Annotated in this window: 21 protein-coding genes, 2 tRNA genes and 4 pseudogenes; 12 read left to right on the top strand and 15 right to left on the bottom strand. The window is 42.4% G+C overall.

Annotation, left to right across the window (positions count from 1 at the left end; all coding sequences use genetic code 11):
* Positions 1 to 51: 51 nt before the first annotated feature.
* Both V7K30_RS11275 and rplS read right to left on the bottom strand, forming a co-directional pair.
* A tRNA-Trp gene (locus V7K30_RS11275) sits at positions 52 to 124 on the bottom strand.
* 154 nt (positions 125 to 278) lie between these two features.
* A complete protein-coding gene (gene rplS, locus V7K30_RS11270; protein ID WP_334999120.1) occupies positions 279 to 641 on the bottom strand; it encodes a 50S ribosomal protein L19 in 363 nt (120 codons plus the stop codon).
* A 153-nt stretch (positions 642 to 794) separates the two neighbouring features.
* On the opposite strand from rplS, the gene V7K30_RS11265 reads away from it, so the two are divergent.
* From V7K30_RS11265 to V7K30_RS11255, 3 genes are all read left to right on the top strand, one after another.
* The gene (locus V7K30_RS11265) at positions 795 to 1,739 is read left to right on the top strand and encodes a glycosyltransferase family 2 protein (protein ID WP_334999119.1); all 945 of its coding nucleotides are present in this window, start codon (positions 795 to 797) and stop codon (positions 1,737 to 1,739) included.
* 95 nt (positions 1,740 to 1,834) lie between these two features.
* The gene (locus V7K30_RS11260; protein WP_334999118.1) at positions 1,835 to 3,262 is read left to right on the top strand and encodes a WGR domain-containing protein; all 1,428 of its coding nucleotides are present in this window, start codon (positions 1,835 to 1,837) and stop codon (positions 3,260 to 3,262) included.
* 394 nt (positions 3,263 to 3,656) lie between these two features.
* Positions 3,657 to 4,715 (top strand): glycosyltransferase family 4 protein, encoded by a 1,059-nt coding sequence (locus V7K30_RS11255; protein ID WP_334999117.1) that lies wholly within the window; start codon positions 3,657 to 3,659, stop codon positions 4,713 to 4,715.
* Between the two features lie 335 nt (positions 4,716 to 5,050).
* Here V7K30_RS11255 and V7K30_RS11250 read toward each other — a convergent pair whose 3' ends face one another.
* The 3 genes and pseudogenes from V7K30_RS11250 to V7K30_RS11240 form a co-directional block, all read right to left on the bottom strand.
* Positions 5,051 to 5,329, bottom strand: coding sequence for a hypothetical protein (locus V7K30_RS11250; protein ID WP_334999116.1), 279 nt, complete (start codon positions 5,327 to 5,329; stop codon positions 5,051 to 5,053).
* A 33-nt stretch (positions 5,330 to 5,362) separates the two neighbouring features.
* Positions 5,363 to 5,785 (bottom strand): annotated as a pseudogene (locus V7K30_RS11245) (efflux RND transporter permease subunit); the annotation flags it as partial.
* The gene (locus V7K30_RS11240) at positions 5,770 to 6,105 is read right to left on the bottom strand and encodes a hypothetical protein (protein WP_334999115.1); all 336 of its coding nucleotides are present in this window, start codon (positions 6,103 to 6,105) and stop codon (positions 5,770 to 5,772) included. The pseudogene V7K30_RS11245 and the gene V7K30_RS11240, both read right to left, overlap by 16 nt.
* Positions 6,106 to 6,635: 530 nt before the next feature.
* Between V7K30_RS11240 and V7K30_RS11235 the strand changes: the two genes are divergently transcribed.
* Together V7K30_RS11235 and V7K30_RS11230 are read left to right on the top strand one after the other, a co-directional pair.
* Positions 6,636 to 7,175 (top strand): phycobiliprotein lyase, encoded by a 540-nt coding sequence (locus V7K30_RS11235; protein WP_334999114.1) that lies wholly within the window; start codon positions 6,636 to 6,638, stop codon positions 7,173 to 7,175.
* A gap of 264 nt (positions 7,176 to 7,439) precedes the next feature.
* Complete coding sequence (locus V7K30_RS11230; RefSeq protein ID WP_334999113.1) at positions 7,440 to 7,757, top strand: RNA recognition motif domain-containing protein; 318 nt, start codon at positions 7,440 to 7,442, stop codon at positions 7,755 to 7,757.
* A gap of 120 nt (positions 7,758 to 7,877) precedes the next feature.
* Here V7K30_RS11230 and V7K30_RS11225 read toward each other — a convergent pair whose 3' ends face one another.
* From V7K30_RS11225 to V7K30_RS11215, 3 genes are all read right to left on the bottom strand, one after another.
* A complete protein-coding gene (locus V7K30_RS11225; RefSeq protein WP_334999112.1) occupies positions 7,878 to 8,261 on the bottom strand; it encodes a nuclear transport factor 2 family protein in 384 nt (127 codons plus the stop codon).
* A 439-nt stretch (positions 8,262 to 8,700) separates the two neighbouring features.
* Entirely contained in the window at positions 8,701 to 10,413 is a 1,713-nt protein-coding gene (locus V7K30_RS11220; protein ID WP_334999111.1) for a diflavin flavoprotein, read from the bottom strand.
* Between the two features lie 152 nt (positions 10,414 to 10,565).
* Positions 10,566 to 12,290 (bottom strand): diflavin flavoprotein, encoded by a 1,725-nt coding sequence (locus V7K30_RS11215; protein ID WP_334999110.1) that lies wholly within the window; start codon positions 12,288 to 12,290, stop codon positions 10,566 to 10,568.
* A gap of 109 nt (positions 12,291 to 12,399) precedes the next feature.
* Here V7K30_RS11215 and V7K30_RS11210 point away from each other — a divergent pair, with 109 nt between their 5' ends.
* Positions 12,400 to 13,248 carry a pantothenate kinase gene (locus tag V7K30_RS11210; protein ID WP_334999109.1) on the top strand — a complete coding sequence of 283 codons (849 nt, stop codon included), beginning with the start codon at positions 12,400 to 12,402 and terminating at the stop codon, positions 13,246 to 13,248.
* Positions 13,249 to 13,884: 636 nt separating this feature from the next.
* Here the strand turns inward: V7K30_RS11210 and V7K30_RS11205 are convergent.
* From V7K30_RS11205 to V7K30_RS11195, 3 genes and pseudogenes are all read right to left on the bottom strand, one after another.
* Positions 13,885 to 13,957 (bottom strand) — tRNA-Ala (locus tag V7K30_RS11205).
* Positions 13,958 to 14,022: 65 nt separating this feature from the next.
* Positions 14,023 to 14,751, bottom strand: coding sequence for an HAD family hydrolase (locus tag V7K30_RS11200; protein ID WP_334999108.1), 729 nt, complete (start codon positions 14,749 to 14,751; stop codon positions 14,023 to 14,025).
* A pseudogene (locus V7K30_RS11195) lies at positions 14,748 to 15,684 on the bottom strand (class I SAM-dependent methyltransferase). Before V7K30_RS11195 ends, V7K30_RS11200 begins: the two are co-directional and overlap by 4 nt.
* A 403-nt stretch (positions 15,685 to 16,087) precedes the next feature.
* On the opposite strand from V7K30_RS11195, the pseudogene V7K30_RS11190 reads away from it, so the two are divergent.
* From V7K30_RS11190 to V7K30_RS11175, 4 genes and pseudogenes are all read left to right on the top strand, one after another.
* Positions 16,088 to 17,272 (top strand): annotated as a pseudogene (locus tag V7K30_RS11190) (RtcB family protein); the annotation flags it as partial.
* Between the two features lie 477 nt (positions 17,273 to 17,749).
* Positions 17,750 to 17,914: pseudogene (locus tag V7K30_RS34225) on the top strand (LAGLIDADG family homing endonuclease); the annotation flags it as partial.
* A gap of 168 nt (positions 17,915 to 18,082) precedes the next feature.
* On the top strand, positions 18,083 to 18,496 hold the full coding sequence (locus V7K30_RS11180; protein WP_334999153.1) for an RtcB family protein: 414 nt from the start codon (positions 18,083 to 18,085) through the stop codon (positions 18,494 to 18,496).
* Positions 18,497 to 18,778: 282 nt separating this feature from the next.
* A complete protein-coding gene (locus V7K30_RS11175; protein WP_334999107.1) occupies positions 18,779 to 19,714 on the top strand; it encodes a hypothetical protein in 936 nt (311 codons plus the stop codon).
* Between the two features lie 148 nt (positions 19,715 to 19,862).
* On the opposite strand, the gene V7K30_RS11170 is transcribed toward V7K30_RS11175, so the two are convergent.
* The gene (locus tag V7K30_RS11170; RefSeq protein ID WP_334999106.1) at positions 19,863 to 21,167 is read right to left on the bottom strand and encodes a dihydrolipoamide acetyltransferase family protein; all 1,305 of its coding nucleotides are present in this window, start codon (positions 21,165 to 21,167) and stop codon (positions 19,863 to 19,865) included.
* A 517-nt stretch (positions 21,168 to 21,684) separates the two neighbouring features.
* Here V7K30_RS11170 and V7K30_RS11165 point away from each other — a divergent pair.
* Complete coding sequence (locus tag V7K30_RS11165; RefSeq protein WP_334999105.1) at positions 21,685 to 22,155, top strand: hypothetical protein; 471 nt, start codon at positions 21,685 to 21,687, stop codon at positions 22,153 to 22,155.
* Between the two features lie 81 nt (positions 22,156 to 22,236).
* On the opposite strand, the gene V7K30_RS11160 is transcribed toward V7K30_RS11165, so the two are convergent.
* A complete protein-coding gene (locus V7K30_RS11160) occupies positions 22,237 to 22,686 on the bottom strand; it encodes a YlqD family protein (protein WP_334962883.1) in 450 nt (149 codons plus the stop codon).
* A gap of 42 nt (positions 22,687 to 22,728) precedes the next feature.
* Positions 22,729 to 24,705 (bottom strand): AMP-dependent synthetase/ligase, encoded by a 1,977-nt coding sequence (locus V7K30_RS11155; RefSeq protein WP_334999104.1) that lies wholly within the window; start codon positions 24,703 to 24,705, stop codon positions 22,729 to 22,731.
* 258 nt (positions 24,706 to 24,963) lie between these two features.
* Here V7K30_RS11155 and V7K30_RS11150 point away from each other — a divergent pair, with 258 nt between their 5' ends.
* Complete coding sequence (locus V7K30_RS11150) at positions 24,964 to 25,209, top strand: hypothetical protein (protein ID WP_334999103.1); 246 nt, start codon at positions 24,964 to 24,966, stop codon at positions 25,207 to 25,209.
* 477 nt (positions 25,210 to 25,686) lie between these two features.
* Here V7K30_RS11150 and V7K30_RS11145 read toward each other — a convergent pair whose 3' ends face one another.
* The gene (locus V7K30_RS11145; RefSeq protein WP_334999102.1) at positions 25,687 to 25,818 is read right to left on the bottom strand and encodes a hypothetical protein; all 132 of its coding nucleotides are present in this window, start codon (positions 25,816 to 25,818) and stop codon (positions 25,687 to 25,689) included.
* Positions 25,819 to 25,831: the final 13 nt, after the last annotated feature.

The following is a 25,831-nucleotide window of genomic DNA, read 5'->3' as shown; positions in this document are numbered from 1 at the left end:
GCTAATATAGCAGCTGCGTAATTATTTCGGGCTTTGTTTTTTGCTCTTGAGCGCGCCCTGGAGGACTTGAACCCCCGACATCAGGTTTTGGAGACCTGCGTTCTACCAACTGAACTAAGAGCGCACAAGCTGTTTTTGATTCAGTTATTGCGCTGAACTAAATTTCAGTTTAACGCAATATGCGATTTATATCATACCTCAATTTTACCCTTGGGAACAAGTCAGCGGCAGATGCCGCTTCTGGCTTGAGATTTCTCCCATAATGAAAGAAGTCCGAATCACAAAGGGCGGTCAAACCGTTGCTTAATCCGGGTTGCCTTACCTACGCGATCGCGGAGATAATACAGTTTAGCACGGCGGACTTTACCGCGACGTAATACTTTGATGCTGTCAATCCGGGGAGAATGCAACAGAAATACCCGCTCGACGCCCACGCCTTGAAAAACCTTACGAACTGTAATAGTTTCGTTGATGCCACCATTCCGCATGGCAATGACTACTCCCTCGTAGGGTTGTACACGGTATTTTTCGCCTTCCTTGATTTTCACTCCTACTTTTACGGTGTCGCCCACATAAATGTCGGGCAGATTTGATTTTAGTTGTTCCGCTTCAATGGAGCGGATAATCTCTTGAGCATTCATAGTCTTTCTGTCTGCTTAAAAAAAACTCACAATCATCAATCATAAATCGATAATCCTATTTCAGTCTACTTGTTGTGATTGATAATTTTACTGATACAACAGCCTAGATATCAAAGCTATATTGCAGAATGCTGTACCACAGGGGTAAAATTTATGAAATTTAGCGTCGTCATCAGTACCTATAATCGCTTGAACTTGCTGCAAAGAGCAATTGACTCGGCTCGTAACCAAACAATCGAGTGCGAGGTGGTTGTTGCCGACGACTGTTCATCTGATGACACCCAAACCTATGTCAAAAGCTTAGGGGACAAGGTTGTTTATCATCGTAACGAAGTGAACCTTGGTCATGCAGCAACGGTAAATGCTGGAGTTGCTAAAGCTAGCGGCGACTGGATTAAGTTTTTAGATGATGACGACTATTTAGCGCCCAACTGCATAGAAGAGATGGCGAAGGCGATCGCACTTCGTCCCGATGCTGTAATCTGCTCTTGTGTGGCGGCTCAGGTGGATGGTGATGAAGTTGAACTCTCTCGCACTCCCGAAGTTGGCCCCGGTTTAGCTTTTTATATCCCACAAGCCGATATTCACTACGGTATGCTTTTAGAGCTTGTGCCTTTTGGCACACCTGTACAAGTGGCTTGCCGACGTGATGCTTTTCTGCAAAGTGGTGGTTGGGACTCCACACTTGATGCTAACTGTGATGACATCGATTCTTGGATTCGGATTGCTCAGTTTGGTGATGCGATTTTCTTCAACCAGTGTCTTGCTTACCGCACTATCTGGCCCGGTGCATATAATCAAAAGTTTTCTTTGTCTCGGCGGTTGGCGACAAATATTTTGATGAAGGAAAAAATTTACGCCTTGGTAAATGACCAACATCGCTCAAAGATTCCTCTTTTTCAGGATATAAAAAATTACCTGAAACTCCATTGGATTTTAGTAGCATTAAAGCAAAAAAATATCAAGAGTTTTCTTTCAATGATCGATCCGTCTATACTTTCTCCTCAGTCTTGGAAGTTTTTGCTAACTGCTGTCTCATCACGCCGCTCTCAGGGAAACAATTCTCAGGTTCGCAAACTTGTGTTGATTGAGTCCTAGCTTTTTAAGCATTGACGATAATTTTTACTATATTTATATCGAAGTCAAATGTTTGAAAAGATGGCATGTTAACCCTTTTGTGATGAGAGAATGTTATGTCTGAAGAAAAAACATATTTAGAGCTTTCAGAAGTGAATGGAGGCTCTCATAAATTCTATGAAATTATAGTTGATGATACTCAATTAACTATACGTTATGGTCGTATTGGTGACTTAGGACAAACTCAGACTAAAACTTACCCTACCTCGGACAAAGCTCAAGCAGAAGCAAGTAAGAAAATTAAAGAAAAGCTGGGTAAAGGTTATGAAGTAGCGATTTTAGGTATTCGTCAAAAGCGTCCTGTGACACGACGCCAAATTAGCAGTACTACTTCAACAGCAAAACAAGCCCCAATTGTGTGGGAATTTGCTTCTACTTCTGCGGCTTTTGGGATTTTTATCGATGCTAAACGTTGCTGGATAGGTAATCAAACAGGTCAGATTTTTGCTTTAAATCATCAGGGTAAAGTGATCAATCAGTTTAAACTTCCTGATGGAGTCAAATGTTTAGTTGCTGATGATATTTGGATTTATGCTGGCTGTGATGATGGCAACGTCTATGATTTAACTGGCAAATTACCACGTTTGACTTACAAAATTGATGATCAGGTGGATATTTTTTGGCTAGACATTAAAGATGGATTACTGGCAGTCTCTGATGCCAACGGCGGTGTGACGACAATCGACCATGATGATGAATCACAGTGGACTCGTTTGAGTCAAGGTGATTCTGCTTGGATGGTACGTTGTGACGAATCTGGTGTCTATCACGGTCATAGCAAAGGCGTTACGATGTACGATTACAAGGAAGGTCGAGTGGTGTGGCATCACAAAACTCAAGGTAGCGTACTATTTGGCTGGCAGGAAGCGTCGATTGTTTATGCAGGCACAAGCGACCATAAAGTTTACAGCTTTAGCAAGAAGGGTAAGGTTGGCTCAGTTTACAACTGTGATGCGGCAGTTTACTCTTGTGCGACTGCACTCAATGGTGAGTATGTGTTTGCTGGTGATAACAGTTCTTCGATTTATTGCTTTAATCAGGCAGGTGAACGTCTGTGGAAGCTGGCTACTGGCTGCGGCTCGGCTTTATCTATGCAGTTTTTCGACCATCGCATTTACATTGTTACAACTGATGGCACTCTAGCTTGTATTGATGCTAGTGAAACTGCCATTGCAGCGGCTCAAACTGGAACAGTTCCCGAAGCAACTATTATGAAAGCGCCAAAGGGTGAAGGAGCGAAACCTTCTGCTGTTCTAGAAACAGCAACAGACACAAGCTCTGGAGTAATTGTTGAGTGTTTTCGAGAAGGCACTCAACTAAGAGTTCGTGTTGTTTCCCCAGGATATAATCCAACCTGGAAAGTGCAATTTCCTAAAGATATTCGTACTGAAGGTGAGCGCTATCTTGTTCAAGAAGTACGCGAATCGGCACGCGGTGGTTTCTACCGTGCCTATGGTGAGATTCAGAAGTTGAGCCAGCCATAAGTCTGGAAAAATTTGGTTATTTAGGTATCAAGTAAGCATTTATAAGTTATAAACACGCAGCCAAAATCGGAGCTTCGCTGTGTTGAATGGGATTCATTTGTCTGTTGTGCTGTACTAGAATCCGATGCCAGGGTATTGGGAAATAGAAAATAAGGCTGTAGCGACTGAATCTGCTATTTCAGTCTTGAGAATTTTGGAGTTTTACCCCGATTTATCGAGCCGTTAATGAATAAGTCTTTAAGCTAAGTAATTGGTTAGAAGCGCTCTTGGTCAGTAGCAAGTGGTCAATTTTACCCACTACTGACTACTTTTGAGTTGTCACTGAAGACCTCAATAATTATGTTGATTTACACTCAGTTACTTATCTTTATTTTTTATACACATCTCAAAGATTATGCGAATCATACATATTTTGAACCACGTTCAAGAAATAGGTAACGGTATTGTGAATGTGGCTGTGGATCTGGCTTGTCTACAGGCAAAATCTGGTCATGAGGTAGCGGTTATTTCTGCTGGTGGTGAATATGAGAAATTACTAAATATGTATGGTGTCAAACACTACCAACTAGACCAAACCAGGAAACCGATAAGTATTATCAAAGCGGCTGTGCGTTATCGAGCGATCGCAGCTAAATTTCAGCCTAATATTGTTCATGCTCACATGATGACCGGAGTCATTCTAGCACGCATTTTTAAAGGGCATAAATATGCTTTAGTTTCCACAGTCCACAACGAATTTCAACGTTCCAGTCTGCTGATGGGTTTAGCTGACAGGGTAATTGCCGTCAGTAAGGCTGTGCGAGATTCTATGGCAAAGCGCGGTATTCCAGAAAACAAGTTGCGGGTAGTATGCAACGGAACTTTGGGCAGTCCCCGCACGCGACAAATACAGGATTATCAACCTTTACCATTACACCGTCCAGCGATCGCTACTGTAGCCGGGATGTATCAACGTAAGGGTATCACTGAGTTAATTGCTGCCTTTGAAAAAATTGCCTCAGATTTTCCCCAAGCGCATCTTTATTTGGTAGGAAATGGCCCTGATAAACAGCTATTTGAGGCACAAGCACAAGCAACTTCTGTAAAAGAACGCATTCATTTTGAAGGCTTCCAACCAGAACCTCAACGCTATCTCATATCTTGTGACATATTTGTGTTGGCTTCTCATCGTGACCCTTGCCCTCTGGTACTTTCGGAAGCTAGGGAAGCTGGAACTGCGATCGTTGGAACTCAGGTAGATGGGATTCCTGAAGCTTTGGATAATGGGCAAGCAGGTCTTTTAGTACCAGCAAAAGATAGTAATGCTTTGGCTGGGGTTTTAGTAAAATTACTGAGTAATGCCGAGATGCTGCACGAGTGGAAACAACGGGCAAATCAAAACCTAGAGTGGCTGAGTGTTGCCCGCGTCCATCAGGAAACACTGGTAGTGTATCGTGAGTTAATTACAGAGTAAGGGCATGGGGCATGGGGCATGGATTATTCTGTTTTTCTCCCTCATCCCTCATCCCCAGTCCCCAATCATAGAGGATGATAGACAGCGTTAAGAGTGTAGCGATCGCTTTAGTTTTAAAGCTACGCCTAAAGCACCAAAGACCAGTACACTCAAAACGCTAGTTGATTCAGGAATAGCGGTATTACAGGGGTGAATGTGTCCTATTTTCGCTGTAGTGGGTTACTGTGGAGGGTTTATACGTTGCCCCGTGAAAGTGAACGTCACCTCTAGTGGGACATTAGCTTTGAGCGGATTTGCGTTTAGTGAGAACAACCTCAGTGTTACTGTTCCTTGCACTATCCCAGCTTTCGGATCAAATGTCGCACGATAATCGGTTCTGGTAATTTTGCCGGGTAATGTCGCTGTTGGGTAATTAAAGTCGAGTCCCGTGGCAGTAATGTCTCTGTCGGAGGTACACTTCCAACTGCCCTGTATATTACCAAAAGGTTGAAAAGGGGGAACATTACTTTGGATTGAGGCACTAGAAACAAAGTTGCCATCTTGACTAAACGTTGTAATCCCACGAAACGAACCAAAGTTACCAGAATTTGTCGTGAGGTACGTGCCTGTAACAAATTTGCGGCAATCCGTTATGGATTCAGCTTCGGCTTTTGAATTGAAAATTTCACCGCAGGCTGACGGTTGAGGTAAACAAATACTCGCTGGTCTTCTGTGCCGTCAATTACCTCAGCAAAGTCTCGCAAATAAACGCGGCGGGAAGGAATAGGGGAGGCAGGGGAGGCAGGGGAAGAGGAGGAAACTTCCAAGGAAAGGTTTTCAATTTCCTTGGCATTTTGGAAACGTCCTACAGTCCGAGTCAATGGCTCGGAATTTTGTCCGAGAATTCGACCACCAGAAGTATCTTGGTTACGGGCTGTTAATTCAGCCAATACATCATTTAACCCCACGCCCAAAGCTTGCAATCGGTTTAAGTCAACAAGCACTCGTACTTCTTCCTCAGCACCGCCAGATACATCAACTGAGGCGACTCCCGGCACGACACTGAGTTCACGGTTTAACTCTTCATCAGCAAGTCAGTTCGAGCGATCGCTACATCTACAGCCGTTGCATTAACACGTTGCCCACTACCAGGACTCTGAGATTCTGCATCAGCCGATTCTTTCGGCAGCGCTCCACAATTCGCTGTCAGCAGTCCTATGCCCAGCAAACAGGGAATCAATAATATAGGTGCAAAAGGGGAAGACACCTTTGTGTCAACGCTACTCTTTACATCTGCGACAGCCACATCAGGATTCACAACTGAATCTAACAGGGTACTAATTACCTGGTTAGCGGCTGCGAAAGGTGAGATTTTCGCCTGCTTTTGCGGCTTATTTCTGTCCAAAATCATTTATTTTTCTCCTACCTATTTGGGGAGCTTTTGGGGTTAAACAGCCGTGCATTACCAAGTAATTTTGAGACATTATGACTAATGAAAAGCGGCGAGAGTCAATTAGCTATCTTCTTGCAAAATTTTGTATCAAAAACTACTTTTTATCACGAAAAATTCTCACCACTTTAAATAATTACATCAAGTAGGCAATTTTTTAGCTGGCGATGCAATTATTAACTTAGTATAAATATTTTTAAATTTCTTGCAATCTGCCCTTAGTCAAAGACTTGCGTTTCCTGAAGATATCGGACTTTTACGCCCCTACTTCTAAAATGGGCAGTATCAAATAACTATTACTTATGCTTATATAGCCAAATTTACTATGGCAAAATGCCTAGTAATTTTTACCTTTTATCCAATATATTAAGAATAGTAAATATAAATTGCTTTTTATTACGCTGTAATATTTCGCTCGAGCGATCGCATATACAGCAAAAAAAGGCCGATATCTACTACAGCCGCCAAATATTAGGTGAGGAAAATTACGAGTGACATCATTCCTAAAAATTGCACAAACTGCTGACGAATCCCAGATTTCCGAATTTTTCCAGGAATCAGTGGGGAAGTGGCAATCGCAACGACGCTACTATACCCTCCCAGAGGGAGAAACCAAGGAAATGGAGAGTATAGTTACGATTAGTTTTCTAGAGCAGGGCTGTGATGAATTGCAAAAGCTAGCTCAAATGCACGATTTGCCTGATGCAGGTAGTTTGATCTGTGGTGCAGCAGTTACATGGGAAAGTACGGATGTACTGAAGGCCAGGAAAGAGTCGCAAGGTTCAACAATATTTGGGGTTGGGGGAAACATTTTATATCGCGATCGCGGTTTTGCCATATCTAAACCAGTCACCGCTCAGTATTATTTCTCCAACCCTAAAACACTGTTTTTGCGAACTGAGTACAACGGTTCAGTGTTTGAGGAAGAGTTAAAGCTAATTGGCAGCAAATACCGCACCAGACAGACCATGATCTCCCGTGCTAGTGAGCAGTTGATGATTGGTCAATACTTAGAAAAGAGAGTGGATTAGTTGATCTCATGGGTGCGGTTCGCTACAGCCTCACCCGCTTTGGGACTAACCAGCACCTAGCTATCAACTGGTAACATAACTTTTTATAACAGTTTTTTAAACTTTCCCCCAGAAAGTTAGTTCCTATGTAATCATGGGAAGTGAAATGAGAATTAATTCGGCGACAGTGTTTGTTTTTAGTATTGACAGGCTTTTCCCTTTTGGTATTACAGACTTCTCTCCGAAATCTAAATCTCTACAAACTTATGATTTTGGAGACATTTAATGTCAATTTACGTTGGTAACCTCTCCTATGAAGTTACACAAGATGCGCTGAGTGCTGTATTTGCAGAATATGGTACTGTGAAGCGTGTTCAGCTACCCACTGACCGGGAAACAGGTCGTTTACGCGGCTTTGCTTTCGTGGAAATGAATTCAGAAGATGAAGAAACAAAAGCCATTGAAGCCCTTGATGGTGCTGAATGGCTTGGTCGTGACCTCAAAGTTAATAAAGCCAAGCCCAGAGAAGACAGAGGTGGTTCCTTCGGTGGTGGTGGTAATCGTGGCGGTGGTGGCGGCGGCTACAACCGTGGTCGCTACTAAGCTAAATAGGCGAAAGTGACTTAATTTAATCTAGAAAAGGCTCAGGCAGGAATGCTTGAGCCTTTTCTATGCAAAACTTCACTTGTGAATAATTTCGGACAGTTGCTTGTTATGCCGCGCCTATGATTTTCTAACCAGAGTGCCCTGATGAAAAATCATTTTCCATCCATCATTGTTCAATTTCCAGATGGAACTTCGCAGCGAATAAACAGGCTTTTCGTCAGATATATGTCTGACTACACGATAGGTTACTAAAACAACCCCTGTTGCCAAAACTAAGGTTTTGAATTCTGTTATTGATCTTTGAGTCAGGGGTTCAATGGGTTCATTCTGCAAGCTGTTGATAATTTGCTGTTTATCATAAACACGTCCTGAGCTTCCGAACTCAATGAACTCGTCAGCAAGTAAGTCCATGACATCCTTAGCTGACTTTCGTACATCCGGTTGAAGCAAACGCTCCTCCAACTTACGGAGAAGCGATTCCTCTAAATTGTCTGCTTTCATCTGCTTAGGGACTGACATTAACAATTCAAAATTAAAGACATTTTTAGACGGGGATTTAAACTCCAACTGAAATTGGGGCTACGTGTAGACGTAGGGGTCTTAAACCCTTTAATTTACGATATAATAATCCAAAATTATTTGTACATTTGTAGTGGCGTAAGGGCTTGCACCACTATGATGGGATGTTTTTTTAATGAGACTTAGACAAAAAACACGCAGAAAAAAGCCTCACTATGTGCAACAAAGGGCTTTCGATTTGCTCGATTTTACCCAATAAGCACTGAGTCAAAATCGTCAGAAGCCCTTTTATGCATAGACTACAGTTTTTTATCAAAGAGTAACTTCAATTTAAGGTTATTCCTCCTCATCACTCAACCGCTCCAAACTGAGGAAGTGGGGGATAGAAGGAGAATAACCATGCCCCATGCCCCATTCCCAATTAATAATGAGTTGCCGACTTGCGATGATGCACGGCTGTAACGCCATCTTGATTTAGTACTTTGCCACTCTCGACAGTTGCATAAACCAGCCAATGATCGCCAGATTCCATCCGGTTTTGTACAGAACATTCAAGGTATGCTAGGGCATCGGTAAGTATGGGAGAACCGCTTTCAGTTTCTTGGACGGCGACATCAGCAAATCGATCTTCTCCTGGGCCGAACGGTTTGAGGAAGTGCTTCATCAACCCCAAGTGATTCCCTTCTTTGAGAATATTGAGGACAAATTTGTTGCCTGTATGCGTCAGTGTTTCTACTGCGCGTTCTTTAGCTACAGCGATGGTTAAACCAGGGGGACTAAAGCTAGCCTGAGACACCCAAGAAGCTAACATGGCACTGGAGCGATCGCCTTCTTTGGCTGTGAGAACGCAAAGAGAACCGACAATCCGACCAACTGCTTGTTCTACACTTGTTGCAGGTTGACTTGGAGATCGCACTTTTCGGGTTTTCTTCAATACTTGGGCAAAGTCGGTTCCAGCTTCTTCACACAATTGTAAGGTAGCATCGTCGGGTTTGAATTTTACGCGGATGGTGTCAAAACCAAACCGATAGCCAGCATCTTTTAATCTACTCTCAATTAAATCAACCGCTTCCCCACTCCAGCCAAAGGAACCAAAAACACCAGCGAGTTTATTGTTAGTAGCGGTGGATAGTACAATTCCTAAAGCTGTTTGCACGGGTGTGGGTGCATGACCGCCGAGGGTAGGAGAACCCATGATGAAACCATCGGCTTTTTCTACAGCAGCCCGGATTTCTTCTGGTTCAGTGAATTCGCAGTTAATCGATTCTACAGCAACGCCAGCTTTTGTGATCCCACGAGCGATCGCTTGAGCCAATGTGGCCGTATTCCCGTAAGCTGATGCATAAATCAACGCTACTGTCAAGTCAGCAGATGTTTGCTGTTGACTCCATTCCCGATAAGCTTTGGTTAGGTCGATTAAGCCATAGCGTACCAAAGGCCCGTGACCATTGGCATACATTCTCACGGGAAAATCGACAAGTTTATCTAGCGCTGTTTCAACTTGACGGGCATGGGGAGCCATCAGGCAATCAAAATAATAGCGCCGATCTTCGTTATATATTTCCCAGCCTTCATCAAATACCTGATCTCCGCAAACATGCGCCCCAAATAACTTATCTGTGTACAAAATTTCTGTTTGCGGATCGTAGGTGCAAAGCTGATCTGCATAGCGGGGATTCGGGGTGGGAATAAATTGTAAATTATGCCCGTTACCCAAATCTAGGGTTTCTTCGCCCCGCATGACAAGAATTTGCAAATCTGGATTTTCCAGCGCCCCACGTAAATTTATCGCCCCTGGATTAGAACAAACAAAAGTGATTTGCGGGGCAATTTCTAACAAAGCTTTTAAAGTTGCAGCCCGGTTAGGATTTACATGTCCCAAAATTACATAATCTAAGTCTTCGAGATGGAAACGCTGCTGTAAAGCTTCTAAATAAATTTGCGTAAACGTTTCCCCTGGAGGGTCAATGATGGCAGTTTTATCGCTTTCTATTAAATAAGAATTAGCAGTTGTACCCTTAGCAAGAGCGTATTCAATTTCAAATCTGAGCCTTGACCAACTGCGCGATCGCAGTATTCTTGTATTTGTAGCTATTGGATAAACTTGAACATCACGAGGTTTGTTTGTTGACATGGGGAATGGGTAGTTAGGAGTTAAGAGTTAGGAGTTAGGAGTTATGAGTTGAAGAAAGTGCTTAATTCAAAACTTTGTACTTTTATGTAGAGGTGTATTTCGTTAAACTCGTCCTTACAACTCCTCACTTCTCACTCCTAACTCCTCACTTTTTAATAATGATTACCAACTTTGCGGTGATGGACTGCTGTGAGCGCATCTGGCTTAGAAACCCGTCCGGCGTAGACGGTGCTGTATACTGCCCAGTGGTCGCCGCAGTCCATTCTACTGACGACTTCGCACTCCATGTAGGCGAGGGCGTCGTTGAGGATGGGGGCACCATTTTGGGCTGGCTGGGTTCTCACATTTTCAAAGCGATCTGCGCCAGGGGCAAACCGTTTCAAAAAGTGCTTCATTAGTGGTTGGAAATTGCCTTCTTCTAAGACGTTGAGAACAAAGCGATCGCCTACTTGCATGAGTGATTCAATTGCCCGATCTTTGGCGACTGCAATGGAAAATCCCAAGGGTTTGAAACTGGCTTGATTTACCCACGAGGCTAGCATGGCACTGGAAACATCGCCTTTTTTGGCAGTAATAATATACAATCCGCCGCTAAGTCTACCTAATGCTTTATCTAAGTCAGCACCAAGGGATTTCATAACTTTGATGCTGCGATCGCGTGTTACCCATTGGGCTAAGTCTGTACCCGCTTCTTCACACAGCTTGTAAGTATTTTCTGTGGGCGTTTGTTTAATCCGAATCGCTGGAAAAACTGTTGTCAAACCCAAATTTCGGAATTTACTCACCAACGGATCTATCGGCTCATCATCGCCACCGCCAGTTTCAAACACGCCAATGGCTTGCTTTTCTTTCGCAGATCCTAAAACTGTGCTGAGTGCAGATTGAATACTAGCAGCGCCAGAAGCCGGAGGTAGACCAACGATTAGCCCAGCACAACGGCTAACTAGTTCTCGCAGTTCTTGTAAATCCACTTCAGATCCCAAATCGACAATTTCCACGGCGACACCGGTTTTACCGATACCGTTGGCAATTGCTTGAGCAAGGCGATCGCTATATCCATATTCGGAAACGTAAAATATTCCAACTGCCGTTTCTGGCTTGGCTTGCGTTTGGCTCCAAGTGCGGTAACGTCCAGTTAGTTCCTCAACATTATGGGATAATAATGGCCCGTGTCCTGTGGCAATCATGCCGATGGTTTTCAATTCCGCCATCCGCTTCAGGGCTGACAAAACTGACCGTGCATTCGGCCCCATCAAGCAATCGTAGTAGTAATGAAAGTCTTCTTCGATCGCCGCCAAGTCTTCATCAAAGGTGCTATCTGAGCAATAGTGCAGCCCAAAAGCATCGCAAGTATAGAGAATTTTTGTTTTATGGTCAAAGCTGAAAATAGTATCCGGCCAGTGTAAATTTGGGGCAATCACGAATTCAAATTCGTGACCGTTACCCAAATCTAAGCGATCGCCATTTTTCACAATCCGCCGCTTGAATGGCTGATGTACCAAATCCTCAAGAAACTGAATCGCCACCTTAGACCCGACAACGGTAATTTCTGGAGCCATTTGCAGCAAATCTTTAACTAAACCACTGTGGTCTGGCTCGGTGTGGCTGATAATCAAATAATCAATCTCTGTTGGCTTGATTAGTCCGGTGAGCGTATCAAAGTATAGTTGACGAAACTTTTCGTGGGAGGTATCAACTAAGGCAGTCTGCTCCCCACGGATGAGAAACGAGTTATAAGTAGTACCGTTTTGCAGACCAAACTCAATATCGAAGCGATCGCGATCCCAATCCAAAGAGCGAATAGCCGTCGTCTCTTGAGCGATTTCCACAGTCTGTATGGTGAGCCGTTTTTCAGTTTTTTTGGTCAGCGCTACCATAACTCCCTCCTTGACACAATGAGTATTTGTTCCTCTAAGTTTATTGTTACACGGCTTGAATGTTAATTTTTATTAAAAAACCTATAGCTGACTTAAAAAAGTTAAAAGTGTGAAACCGCAGAGGCACAGAGAGGAAATTTGGCTAGCGTTGGAAATTGGTAATTCCCGGCTGCATTGGGCATTGTTTGTTGGTGAGACGCTTTCCTCAGCTTGGGATATCGATCATATACCTGAGTCTGTTATACAGCAGTTGGCTAAGTGTCAAACCCTGAATGATTTACTAGAGAAAATTTTTCCACCCCATCAGAGAACTGACGAACAAGAAGGATATGGAGACAATTCCCTCCCCGCGTCATTGCGTCTCCCTCTCTTGGCATCTTTCCCCCCTCTCCTCATAGCCTCCGTAGTTCCCAGCCAAACTGCTATTTGGCAAACTTACCCCAACATTCGGGTTATTAGCTTAGACCAAGTACCGCTCAAAGGTATGTATCCCACACTAGGAATTGACCGCGCTTTAGCTTTGTGGGGTGCGGGGAAAAAGTGGGGTTTTCCAATGTTAATAATTGATGCTGGGACAGCGCTGACTTTTACGGCTGCGGATGCTAATCAGTGTCTGATTGGAGGTGCAATTCTGCCAGGAATAGGTTTGCAATTTGCGACTCTCGGTCAAAAAACAGGACAATTACCATTAGTAGAAATGCAAAATTTTCAGTCTCTACCACCACGTTTTGCGCTTAATACTACAGAAGCAATTCAAAGTGGAGTTATTTACACTTTAATCTCTGGGATAAAAGACTTTATTGAAGCGTGGTGGCAATTATTTCCTAATGGGAAAATTGCGATTAAAGGAGGCGATCACACTTTATTGATTAACTATTTGCAAGCCTTATATCCTGAGATTACAGCACGTTTAATTGTGGAGCCAAATTTAATTTTTTGGGGAATGTGTTTAGATTAGCTTCATTAAATTTCGTTAGCTAATCAGTAAACAGTGATTTTCACTAATTGATTAGGGAATAAATGTTAGTTTAAAACGAATAGAACGGCTAACATATTATTTTGGTCAGTTGGGAATAGATTTACGTAATCACAAGCTCAGTAAAAGTTTGCAACCTGCTGAGGAATTACGGCGATCGCACGTAAGACGCAGCTATTTTATAGTAGCGAAGCCTCTGCTTGGGTGAAAACAAGAAAAGAAGAGGTAGCATATTTTTGTGATTAAACTGTAAATAAAGCGCTTTAAAGCTACTCTGGTAATTCAAGAGCCTTGGGCTTGCTGTAATCTATAGCGTTTCTTAATGACATGAAGTACATCAGAGCAAGCTCTTCGCTTGCGGGGAGGGGGTTGGGGGTGGGGTTCTTGTACCTCACTCAAGTGAGAACCGCTATATTAAATTAGAAAACATATATTTGTCCGAGTTTTACAGGCTGATTTTGGACAATAATTCTTTAAAACTGGTTTCAACTCTGGACAATAATTCTTTAAAACTGATTTGATTGCTGAAAGTCACGAAAATACGTAACTTATGTCCCTGAATTCTGTAAAATTGGACAAGAATTCTTTAAAACTGACAATAATTATTTAATGGACAGATGGAGAATAACGGATTCGAACCGATGGCCTCTGCGGTGCGATCGCAGCACTCTACCAACTGAGCTAATTCCCCTTAATTAGTGCTAAGTCAAGAGTAATATTACTCATTAACTCAATACATTATCACCATATAATATTCTAACATTCAGTTATCGATGGTTGAGGCTCTTTTTGGGAATAAACCTTCTGCACGCGTTCCAGTTCCAAATCACTGAGATAATCAACAGTCCAGTTACAGCAGCGCTGGAGCATGTGGAATGGATAAGTATTCGCTACACCAACAACTTGCATGGGCGATCGCTTCGCCGCTTCGATACCTGCTGGTGTATCTTCAATTGCCAGACACTCGTGTGGTTGAAGATTCAATTCAGGATATTCTTTATTCAGGCGTTTTACTGCCAGTAGATAACCATCAGGTTCTGGTTTACTGGTGGTGATGTCATCACCCGCGACGATAATTTTAAAATGTTGGGCTAGTTTGGCGCGATGGAGTACCAATTCTATTTCTTTGCGAATAGCGCCACTGACTAAACCTAGTTTCAGATTCCGCGATCGCACCTGAAATATTAAATCTTCTACACCTGGATATAAAGGCAGTTTCTCGATTTTTTCTAGTTCCACCACATAGGACTGGGCTTTACGGTACAACAACTGAGTTAAATAGTTTTCGTCAGCTACTCTACCACGATTAGCGAGTAGTTGCTGAAAACAAGCGCGATCGCTGCGTCCAAGAGAAGCTTGACGCTCACTTACCTTTTGGGGTTGGAGATTTTCTTCAATCAGAATCTCATCTATCAGTTGCAGGTGGATTGGCTCATCGTTAATGATGACACCATTAAAATCAAACAGAACTGCCTTTAAACTCATGCCATTATGCCAAATGCTGGAGAGCCAAATCCCTCCAAATCATTATTATCTATTGATGTGGGAGTATACTGACGGACATTTTCAGTTGCGATCGGTTTAACGCCGCTAGTTACCTGATGTATCCACCCCACCATACATCCTGCGTAGGCGTAGCCCGTCGTAGACATCGCACAGCTTCAAATCCGGCTGCACCCATATTCGCCTCCACGCTACCAGCAGGATACTCACGAATATATGGCTCCTCCAAAACATCATTGAGCCATTGTAACTGACGCAGAGTCTTTTGATTACCATCTAGAATTAATACTTGCCCTCCAGTTACCAGCAACCGGAAGCTTTCCCGCAGAATTGCTAGGGACACCGCATTTGGTGTTTCGTGTAATAGCAAAGAAGCTGTCACTAAGTCAAATATTGCGTCTCTGAAACTGTTTTTTTCAGCATTTCCGTGTCGCCAGACTATCTCTAAACCAGCATTTCTAGCTTTATCTTCCGCCCTTACCAGCATATAGGGTGATAAGTCCAAACCAATAACTTCCGCTTGGGGAAAAGCCTGCTTTAACATCAAAGTAGTGGAACCTGTGCCGCAGCCTAAGTCAAGTATGCGTCATGGTTTTACCTTCACGGCATCGACTAAAGCCTGACGGACAATACTTTCATGTAGGTGGCAGAACATATTGGATAATCGGATCGTAACTAACTGCTGCACTGGAATTAAGATATCCGCCTGTAATCCCGTGAAAATTTTGACTGCTGTAGTACAAGGGAATTATGACATCATCTCGTTGGAAGCGATGTCTACGACGGGCTACGCCTACGCATTCTTTCTCCCAGTCAATACGTATCAGCGTAACGCCGTAACCGGTCTTCATCAATCAAAAGACGCACTACAGGGGATAAAAAACGTTCCCAGATTGTATCTTGACGCACTGCCATATTGTGTCAGAACTTTAAGGGGATATTTAGAAGAGAGTGATTTTCTTTACAAAATTTAATACATTTGGGAAACATTTGCTTTCTGTCTGTGGTACTGGCTTGACGTTTGTAATCTAGTCAATTACAGTTGTAGTATAAACATGCTACTCCCTAAAAGTAGTTCTTCAGCTTCACGAAAATTGAGCGAGCCAAATGAAAGACAATAAACATTTAAATTGCTAGAACTAACTAGTAGTATGTCAAGTTGAAATTGATGGGTAAGCAAGTTCGTAGTAAGGACTAAAGTCCTTATTTTCTAAGCACTCAAGTGTTTACTACAAACCCTGAGAAAGTACTAGATAAATTATCAGTGCTATATACTCAATCCAAAATCTAAAATTTAAAATCCAAAATCCAAAAAACTATGCCCTACGAGAAGTTAGAAGTTACCACACCAACACCCGTCTTATCTTGGGCAAATCACTCTTTGGGGCCAGAAGAAACTAAGATGGCAAAGAATGTGGCATCGCTACCATTTGTGTTTAAGCATGTGGCATTAATGCCCGATGTTCACTTAGGAAAAGGTGCATTAGTGGGTTCTGTAATTGCGACCAAAGAGGCAATTATCCCAGCTGCTGTAGGTGTGGATATTGGTTGTGGGATGAGCGCTATCAAAACATCATTTACCGCCGAACAACTAGAAGGTAAACTGAAGAAAATCCGCCTGGATATTGAAGCAGCAATTCCTACTGGATTCAACGAAAACAAAGACGTTGAAAAATCTGTTAGCAACTGGCAATGCTGGGATGATTTTAAAGACTTGCATCGCGGCGTACAAGACCTACAAGGTAAAGCGATGAAACAGATGGGTTCTCTCGGTGGAGGAAACCACTTTATTGAAGTGTGCCTTGATACCGAGAATCAAGTTTGGCTGATGCTGCATTCTGGTTCGCGCAACATCGGCAATAAACTCGCCCAGTGTCATATTCACACAGCTAGAGAATTAGCAAAGATGGCAGGTAATAAATTGCCTGACCCTGATTTGGCTCACTTTGTGGCTGGTACGCCAGAATTCCAAGCATACTGGCACGATTTGCAATGGTCACAAAACTATGCGCGTGTCAACCGTGATGTGATGATGGCGCGTTTCAAACATATTGTTGAGAAGCATTTAGCAGGTGGGAAGGCAACTAAACCTTTATTGCAGGTTAATTGTCATCACAATTACGCCGAAAAAGAAGTGCATTTTGACGAGGATGTATACGTTACTCGTAAGGGTGCAGTCCGCGCCCAGACTGAAGATTATGGGATTATTCCTGGTTCGATGGGGGCAAAGTCTTTCATCGTTAAGGGTAAAGGTAATGCCCATAGTTTTTGCTCTTGCTTTGCAGCTGGAACTAAGATTTTAACTGAGTTTGGTTTGATGAATATAGAAGATGTATTTAATTCATCTCAGCCTATTAAGTTAATCTCCTACAACGAAAAACTCCAGAAGTTTGAGCCGAAGGAAATTCTAGAGCGAAGTGAACGAATAGCCTTAGCGAATAAGTATTCTGTGTCTCAAACTAGAGGCAGATTAGAAAACACAATTACTTGTACTCCCAATCATCCTTTTGCTACCTACCAGCAAGGTATATTATCCTATCTTCCCGTTGAAGATATCACCTTATCCTCTGGAGGAGTCATCGTACCTACAAGTATCAACATTCGCTCTAGTTTGACAGGAGAAGAACAAGACATCAATTTTTACTACTTGCTTGGTGCGATCTTGTCAGATGGGACTATCCATATTAAAGAACGTAAAAATGCTCCAGAGATAAATGATAGACCCCGCAATGGTAAATACTTACAATCATATATTCGTATTTATCAATCCCAAGACCCTGCCAAACAACCTTTTATCCAACATTTGCAGGAACTATTTAAGTCATACACCGCAAAGGTTTCTTATAGGATACAACAACCAATAACTTCTCATTTAAAAGGACGCTCAATTACAGGTTCAGGACTGGTTGAACTAACAGTAAGTGACCTATCTTTTGTTGAGAAAGTGAAACATATTTTACCGAATTTACCTAATATTCTCATGGGTAATCCATTTCTAGCAGTCTATTTTTTAGCTGGCTATTTGGATGGTGATGGAACTTATAATAAGGGAATAGTATCTATCAGTGTCGGTAAAAAAGAAATGTTTTCAATTTTAGTTTATAGCCTTTTATCTTTAGGTATTGCCTACAAAGTTTACCGGAATCGAACTAATTATGTGGTGGAATTTCGTGACAATATTTTATTGAGCAAATTATCCTCTATTTGTAAAAGACTGGTGATTGATGAACCGCCATCTAGACTCTATTCAGATAAGCTAATATTAGCTAATTCAATAGTAGGAGGAAAATTAAAATGTGACAACCTCACTACTATGGCTAAGTTGGGAAAAATGGTAGATATTTCCAAGTTTAAAGGGCAATCTATTGACCTGTCTTTGGCAATGAATAGAGTATCTAAGGTTGAATCTAACTTAGAAATGCCTGTCTATAACTTTACAGTTGAAGATCATAACAATTACATTGTATTCACCGAATATTATACCCCATTGTTAGTACATAACTGTTCCCACGGTGCAGGGCGTTTGATGTCTAGAAATCAGGCAAAAAATGTCTACACACTAGATGATTTGATTGAGCAAACTCAAGGCGTAGAATGCCGTAAAGATGAGGGTGTGTTAGATGAAATTCCTGGTGCTTATAAACCGATAGAACAAGTTATGAAAAATCAAGCGGATTTGGTTGAGGTTGTAGCAACACTCAAGCAAGTTCTTTGTGTGAAAGGATAAATTTGTCGGGTGGGTAATCTCCACCTTTTTTATTTTTTTAAACGCGGAGGCACGCTGAGAGAAGCGCAAAGGTACGCTGAGGAAGAAATGATTATTTTAAGTGAATCGACTGAACAAATAGAGGCATTTGCCAGCGCTAGTGAAAATAAGCTAATGACTGAGGCTGCCCAATTTACTGGTATAAGTCATATTCTTGCACTTGAATTGTGGAATAAGAGCAACAGTTCAGAACTCTGTTGGGTAATATAGTAGCAGAAGGGGATTCTCAATTGAGGGTAACAAATGCATTCAGAAACGGAAAGAATTTTTAGGGTTCTAGAAAGTTACAATGCAAATCTTCCTGACGTTCAGAAATTCTGGAACAATCTTTTTCTCTGGAATAGTGAAGAGCAAGGAAAATTCAACATTTGGAAGTTTTTAGTTTCCGAGGGCTTTGTTTATTCTACTGTTCAATCTACTAAGATAGATCGAGCAATTCAACATTGGCAGGATATTGAATCTAGAGGAACACCAACTGCTCAAGTAAAAGACTGTGAGTACGCTCCATATTGGAGAGAGCGCAAAGATAGAGTCCCTTCTTACGTACTAGAGCAGCGTGCAAATGTCTACCAAGCTCTAGCCTATTTCGTTAAACAGAATTTGCAAAACCCTGAAGTTTACGTACTTTATGATACTAGTTATACTGACTACAATTTTGAAGTTTATATTATTTTGGGTCAGACTTTAGACCGAGACTGGCTCTGTCTGATACCCACTGTTCCTGTCCAGGTTGAGTTCCAGGATACTGGTTCGTTGGATGTAAACGTTGAAGCTCTAACCTCTTGCAAATCTAAGAATTCAAATACACAGGACTTGTTTGAAAAGATAAACAAAATTCTTGCAAGGCTAGAACCTATCATAATTTATGGCTACTATTATGGCGGCTACAATTATACTTATAAGCATCGAATTCTTTGTACTACTTCATCCAATCAAATAAAAGCTATTAAATTAGGATTGAAAGCTAGTGGAATGTTTGCGGTTGATAAGTCGCTCTCAGAAATGATTAGTTATCCCAAAGGTGAGCAAGTCAGACAACTTATGCAAGAGACACTTGAAGGTTGTAGACGTTATACCATCAGTTTTTGGGAGAGTGGATATGCATACGATCTCGGTTATACTCAAACTGGCGATTGGCTTGGATTTAAACATCGGTTTTGGTGTGAGTACAACCCATAAAGCGAGCAAGGAATATATAGCAGTCCAAAATTCTTATAGTTTGTCCATCAAAAATTTAAGTGTATGTATTGTTTATTGTTAGCGCTACTCTACGACAAACTGCTGTTCGCTCATAGCGCTAACATTTAAATTTGGTGTTTTTTCAAAACTACAGTGTCAAAGATTGAGGATTTGTCTCAATCAATTTCGCTAAATCTTGCAAGAACGCCGCAGCATGGGCACCGTAAATAATCCGGTGGTCGGAAGTAATATTGACTTGCATTTGTTGACGCACGCCAAATAAACCATCGGGTGTTGCTACCACTTGCGGACGGGATGCCCCGATCGCTAAAATTGAACCTTGTCCAGGCGGTAAAATTGCATCAAATTTGTCTACGCCAAACATCCCCAAATTGGACAGGGTAAAAGTACCACTGTTGTATTCTTGAGGCTGTAATTGTTTAGCCCTGGCACGTTCTACCAAAGACTTCCAAGTACGCGATAGAGAATAAATATCCACTGCGTCGGCATTTTGCAGCACAGGCGTAATCAAGCCGCCATCATCCATCGCTACTGCTACGGAAATGTTGATATCAGAATGATAAACAATACCCTGATCTGAATAACTAGCATTTAACAATGGGTGTTTTTGCAACGTCACCGCTACAGCTTTCGCCAGTAGCGCTGTCATTGTCACGCCTTTGGATTTAATTTGTTTATAAAGTTTGTCTAACCCATCAGTAGTAATTGTATAACCGACACGGAAGACGGGCACGGATATGGTAGCTACCATGTTCCGCACTACGGCATTTTGGAAGGTAGTTAGAGGCACGATTTGACCAGGAACAGCCGCTACCACTGGCGCAGGTGCTGGTGTCTTAGGTGCTGGGGGTGCAACTGGGGCGCTGGTTGGTACGGGTGCTGCTGGGGCAACTGGGGCAGTAGCGGGTTGTTTGCCCTGATTGGACAATGCTTCCACATCTTCGGCGACAATGCGGCCGTGGGGGCCAGTGCCTTGGAGAGTAGTTAAATCAACTTTGAGTTCTTTAGCTAACTTGCGGGCGCGGGGTGAAGCGACAAGCCTTCCTTCTTTGTGGTTAGACCCGTTTTGAGACGCTAAGACAGGTGTTGCAGCTGAGGCTGTGGTGGCGGGGATTAGTTCAGGGGAAGAGGTAGTAGTAGCAGCCACGCCGCCGGAATTGGCAAGAGATTTGGCCTGTTCAATTTCAGCTTCCGTTTCGGCAATAAAGGCGATCGCAGATCCGACCGGGGCAGTTTCACCAGCTTCAACTATAATATGGGCAAGAAATCCCTCATAAAAGGTTTCTACATCCATATCTGCCTTATCTGACTCTACAACCACCACTGTTTCGCCTTTTTCCACTTTGTCCCCTGGCGATTTCACCCAGGAGACGATTTTGCCTTCCGTCATGGTAGAACTCAGCGCCGGCATAAATACTTCGTGAATGCTCATAGGGTGGTTTGGGAATCAATGGTTTATGGACTTTAACAGCTTTTGTCAGATCGAATTGTATCTTGAGAAAAGAATTTTGGACTGGAGATTTTATATTTTAGGTTGGGCATTGGGCACTTGTACTGAGCGACTTGTGCCGACCGGAGCCGAGGTAAGGCGTTGGCCCAGCCTCTCGTAGAGAAGTATTGGGCATTGGGCGTTGGGAGAGTTCCAAACTCCAAACTCCAAACTCCAAACTCCCAACTCCCAACTCCTAACTCTTGACTCTAGGAACCTAAATATAACTTAGAGGTCTATAATACAGAGCTATCCTCAATGGTTAGCCAACATCTTGTTTTAGTCCTTGACTTGCAAAAACCACCACGAGTTGCTCACAGATTAAATGGGATTGCTATTTATATTCCTTATAACTACTGCTTAAGATACAAGAGCTTCTCGCAGATAGAGGATATGGGATACAGTTCAATCTAGAATTCAAAATTGGTAATAAACCTATTTGAAATTCCTGTTTACTTTTATGTCGGCAAAGTTGAAATTCTTTTTGATTGTGATATTAGGTATCTTTGCCACTGCTGGCGCTGGAGTTTATATTATCCAGCGCCAGCCATCTGCACCGATTATTGAGACTAGTGATGGGGAAACGCAGCAGGTGAGAGCAATACATCAGTCTCAAGAGGTTGTGGCATACTCAGAGCGTTCCGATTATAAAACTATACCTCTAGAAAAGATCAACTCATCTCTCCAAGGTAGTGATCCTGCTACCCTCGCCCTGAATGCTTTTGACGACATAGCATCAGTAGGAGGAACGCGAAAGGTAGAGGTAGCTTATCCGCAACGAAATCAGGCTTTTGTGACGATTACGCAAATCAAGCGAGGTGATAATGCAGTTGGTATTAAATATCGAGTTGAGATGACAGCCTTCGGGCGATCGCTTTTTATTAGCTCACCTCCAGTGTGGCAAATTGTTTGGGCTGGAGTGAGGAGTTAGTTAGGAGTTAGGAGTGAGGAGTTAAAAGTTAAGAGTGAGGAATTTAAACTCATAACTCATAACTCATAACTCATAACTTTATTAAATGTCGCCGCGAATTTCTTCGACAACGCCATCGCGCAGAACGATTTCGACCTGCATTTTGCTAATCAAGTTATCTCCCGTCTCTACCCGGAAAAAGCCTTCCATTTGGAATTGGTTGACTTCCTGATCTTGCTGGAGAAACTGTACTTGCTGGAGGTTTTGCAGCAACTGATTTTTCTGCTCTAGAAATTCACTTTTCTTTTGATTGACTTGGAGTTGGATATTGTCAATTTGTTGGAGGGTCTGGGGACCAGGTGGTTGCAGACTCTGCTTTTGAATTGCCGCGATCGCTCTTTGTCCTTCAACGTCTAGCTGTTGCAGTTGCTGATCAAGTTGATTGATCTGCGTTTGCAGCTGCTGTTGTACTTCCTCTTTCCAGAGGGGAGTAACAATGACTTTGACGTTAACGACGCGTTTCAGGAGCAAATTAGATTTGGAGGCATCCATAAACATTTCACGTTCACTCTTTACAGTTGGGAGGTGGAATTATCAGGCAAACATGCCGTCAATAATATCGCGATAGCGATCCGTGACGATATGTCGGCGAACTTTCAGTGTTTGTGTCATCAAGCCATTTTCGATGGAAAACTGTTCCAGAATGAGTTTGAACGTTCCGATGCGGTCATCCGGTCGAAAGCCTGGACGATTTTGCACTTCTCGATTCAATTCTTGCCGAAATAAATCCTGGATCATTCTACTCTCCAAGTCAATTTTTTGACTAGGTGAGGAAGTAACTTGATCATTCTGCGTATCCAGGATCAGATTTTGGCTTGCTGCCCATTTTTCTAGGGCTTCGACATTGGGGACAATTAAGGCTCCCAGACTGCGCTGATCTTGGCCGACGAGCATAATTTGATCGATGTATGGCGATCGCAAACACGCATCTTCAATTGGCTGTGGCTCGATGTTTTCCCCGTTAGTCAATACAATCGTATCCTTCGCCCTGCCAGTCAGCACCAAGTCGTCTTGTGGTGTCAGCCAACCCAAATCGCCGCTATCAAACCAACCTTCAGCATCAATTGCTTTCGCTGTCGCTTCCGGATTTTGGTAATAGCCTTGCATAATCTGCGGCCCCCTCAACAATAGCAAGCCTCGCTTCTCTATTGGCAGAGGCGCTTTTGTCTCAGGATCTACAATTTTAGCTTCTGTAGCCGGAAGTGGTTGCCCTGATGCACCAATCAAATTTCGCCAAGGACGCCGCACATGGGTAACAGGAGAAGTTTCTGTCAAGCCATAACCTTGCAAAATCTGCACACCAATAATTTCAAAGAAGTTATCTATGTGTCTGGGAAGCGCACCGCCGCCGCTAATCATCTGCTTGACTTGTCCTCCTGTGGCTTCTCGCACCTTGGCATAAACCAGTCGTTCTCCCAAGGCATGGAGGGGTAATAAAGCAGATGCTTGTATCTTAGCTGCTAATCGTTCGACGGGTGAAGCATGAAGATCATTTAAACTCAATCCCTGAGCAACTCGCCGCGCTTTGATATATTTATCGCTAATGCCCAATAAAAAATTAATTAGGCGTTGCTTATTCGCTGGTTGTTCGCGGAATTGCTTTTGAACTCCTTCATAAATCGATTCCCACAGGCGGGGTACACCCACCATATAGTTGGGTTTAAATTGTCTCAAATCCCCTTTCACAGAGCGCAAGTTGGTATAAACTTGTGTGCAACCTTGAGATAGTAGGTAATATTCAACAGTTCGTTCGTAGCTGTGCCAGGAAGGTAAAATACTGAGAACAATATCACCCACGTTTGGTTGCAATACTGTCATGAAAGTCAGCAGTTGGTGCATCAAATTGTTATAAGACAGCATTACACCCTTGGGTTTGCCCGTGGTGCCAGAGGTGTAAATTAGGGTTGCCAGAGCGTCACGATTTTGTTTAACTGGCACAAAATTATGATTTTTCCCAATTTCGAGCAACTGGGCAAAGTTCAGCACCTTTAAGGTTTCGTCTGCTGGTGGTGCTTCATCTGAAAGTAAAATTACCAGTTGAATTGGTAAATCTTTGAGGCGATCTTGTAGTTTTTTAAGTGTTTTTAAATCCTCAACTACGATTGCCGTACTGCCGCTATTAGCGATGATAAACAGCAGTTCTTCTTTTTCCGCTTGCGAGCTACGCACCGCATCAACTCCCCCAGCAGTCATTATGCCTTGATCGGCAATAAACCAGCGAGGACTATTGTCAGCAATTAAGGAAATGCGATCGCCAACTTTTACTTCCAACGCCTGCAACCCAGTAGCAAATAGTTGTATTTGCTCTGCTAGCTGGGTATAAGTAATCGCTACTTCTGGTTTAGCGTGAGGGTTGCGGAGGGCGACAACATCACCAAATCGTTGAGCTGCCAAAGGCCAAATTTCTGGTAGCGATTCCACATTTGTGTAATCTACCAACCGCTTTAATGCGTGGCGTTCTTGCTCACTGATGTTAGATAAAAAAGAAGATGCGGTTTGGGTTTTTGACATAACACCTTACCTAAATATCGTAAACTGATCGTTTTCTAGCTTATTTTGTTATTACGCTACAATAACCGTCCTTATTATCCACATTCCCTTCTGTGTATAATAATTCCCGGAATTCCACGTTTATATTTACAAAAATTTATGTTAAAGTTGATTTACATAGACTGCAAGCAATAGATTGACTGAACATCAATGCTAAACATACATTATGCTTGCATCTAAGAACAGCGATCGCCTATTTCTCACAAGGGATGATTACCTATGATTTTGATAGATGCCATACTGCTAACGCTGGTCAACATTGCTGCTTGCATAGCGTTACCTAAGATTTTAGCTATCCTTCTGGCTGATAAAATCAAAGTTACTGAAGTGTCGCGGAATGGTTCAAAATTACAAACAGCCAAAGTTGAGCTTACGAGTTTTCCTTATTGTACAGCTTACTCATTGACAGGCAGCCAATTTTGTAAATTTAGTCCTGATTTTTGTTCTAATTGTTCTCCGAATTGATGTCCTATTTGCCAAATTGGAAAAATTGATTTTTTCTAATCGCTATATTTTTGCGTTCAAATGATAATTTATGCGTCTACTGGGTCAAGCGTAGGCAAAGCCCGTCGTAGACATTGCTCATTCTACTATAATCGCTGAAATTCTTCTGCTGTAAGTATTTATCATTTCTACACAAGTCTATTAGACAGTACGTACATAGTTTCACAGTGCGATCGTGTCGTTCAGTAGTGCATTCTATTTAATTTGTGATAATTGTAACCCTCAGATCCCCGGCTTCTTAAATAAGTCGGGGATCTGCTTTTTGATATCACCAATTTTTCTATATAAATTGAGAATTTACAGGTGGAACAATTGCTTTGTTGCAGGTTACTAATGATATTCTTTTTCTGGTACTCTAAAAGCTGCATATTTCCATTCATTACCTTCTAAATATTCAATTTTAAACTCTCCTTTAGTTACTAAACTAATATCTTTCAGTTATACTGTCGCCTTTTCTCCTAATAAAACACATTCAGAGTTACTATTGGTAGGTTGGTTTTGTGTTGTATTTAGTTGATTAATAACTGTCTGAATTTTCCAGCGTACTCCTGCTGTTAACATCTGATTCATCAGCTAACTCCTT

This window comes from Nostoc sp. (assembly GCF_036917655.1).
Classification (GTDB): domain Bacteria; phylum Cyanobacteriota; class Cyanobacteriia; order Cyanobacteriales; family Nostocaceae; genus Nostoc.
Note: the sequence above shows the minus strand (reverse complement) of the source record. Positions and strands in the feature narration are given on the sequence as shown.

Excerpts from the sequence above, each read along its gene's own strand:
- rplS (WP_334999120.1), bottom strand. The coding sequence starts at position 641 with ATGAATGCTCAAGAGATTATCCGCTCCATTGAAGCGGAACAACTAAAA.
- V7K30_RS11265 (WP_334999119.1), top strand. The coding sequence starts at position 795 with ATGAAATTTAGCGTCGTCATCAGTACCTATAATCGCTTGAACTTGCTG.
- V7K30_RS11260 (WP_334999118.1), top strand. The coding sequence starts at position 1,835 with ATGTCTGAAGAAAAAACATATTTAGAGCTTTCAGAAGTGAATGGAGGC.
- V7K30_RS11255 (WP_334999117.1), top strand. The coding sequence starts at position 3,657 with ATGCGAATCATACATATTTTGAACCACGTTCAAGAAATAGGTAACGGT.
- V7K30_RS11240 (WP_334999115.1), bottom strand. The coding sequence starts at position 6,105 with ATGATTTTGGACAGAAATAAGCCGCAAAAGCAGGCGAAAATCTCACCT.
- V7K30_RS11230 (WP_334999113.1), top strand. The coding sequence starts at position 7,440 with ATGTCAATTTACGTTGGTAACCTCTCCTATGAAGTTACACAAGATGCG.
- V7K30_RS11225 (WP_334999112.1), bottom strand. The coding sequence starts at position 8,261 with ATGAAAGCAGACAATTTAGAGGAATCGCTTCTCCGTAAGTTGGAGGAG.
- V7K30_RS11220 (WP_334999111.1), bottom strand. The coding sequence starts at position 10,413 with ATGTCAACAAACAAACCTCGTGATGTTCAAGTTTATCCAATAGCTACA.
- V7K30_RS11215 (WP_334999110.1), bottom strand. The coding sequence starts at position 12,290 with ATGGTAGCGCTGACCAAAAAAACTGAAAAACGGCTCACCATACAGACT.
- V7K30_RS11200 (WP_334999108.1), bottom strand. The coding sequence starts at position 14,751 with ATGAGTTTAAAGGCAGTTCTGTTTGATTTTAATGGTGTCATCATTAAC.
- V7K30_RS11180 (WP_334999153.1), top strand. The coding sequence starts at position 18,083 with ATGGCTAAGTTGGGAAAAATGGTAGATATTTCCAAGTTTAAAGGGCAA.
- V7K30_RS11175 (WP_334999107.1), top strand. The coding sequence starts at position 18,779 with ATGCATTCAGAAACGGAAAGAATTTTTAGGGTTCTAGAAAGTTACAAT.
- V7K30_RS11170 (WP_334999106.1), bottom strand. The coding sequence starts at position 21,167 with ATGAGCATTCACGAAGTATTTATGCCGGCGCTGAGTTCTACCATGACG.
- V7K30_RS11165 (WP_334999105.1), top strand. The coding sequence starts at position 21,685 with ATGTCGGCAAAGTTGAAATTCTTTTTGATTGTGATATTAGGTATCTTT.
- V7K30_RS11160 (WP_334962883.1), bottom strand. The coding sequence starts at position 22,686 with ATGGATGCCTCCAAATCTAATTTGCTCCTGAAACGCGTCGTTAACGTC.
- V7K30_RS11155 (WP_334999104.1), bottom strand. The coding sequence starts at position 24,705 with ATGTCAAAAACCCAAACCGCATCTTCTTTTTTATCTAACATCAGTGAG.
- V7K30_RS11150 (WP_334999103.1), top strand. The coding sequence starts at position 24,964 with ATGATTTTGATAGATGCCATACTGCTAACGCTGGTCAACATTGCTGCT.
- V7K30_RS11145 (WP_334999102.1), bottom strand. The coding sequence starts at position 25,818 with ATGAATCAGATGTTAACAGCAGGAGTACGCTGGAAAATTCAGACAGTT.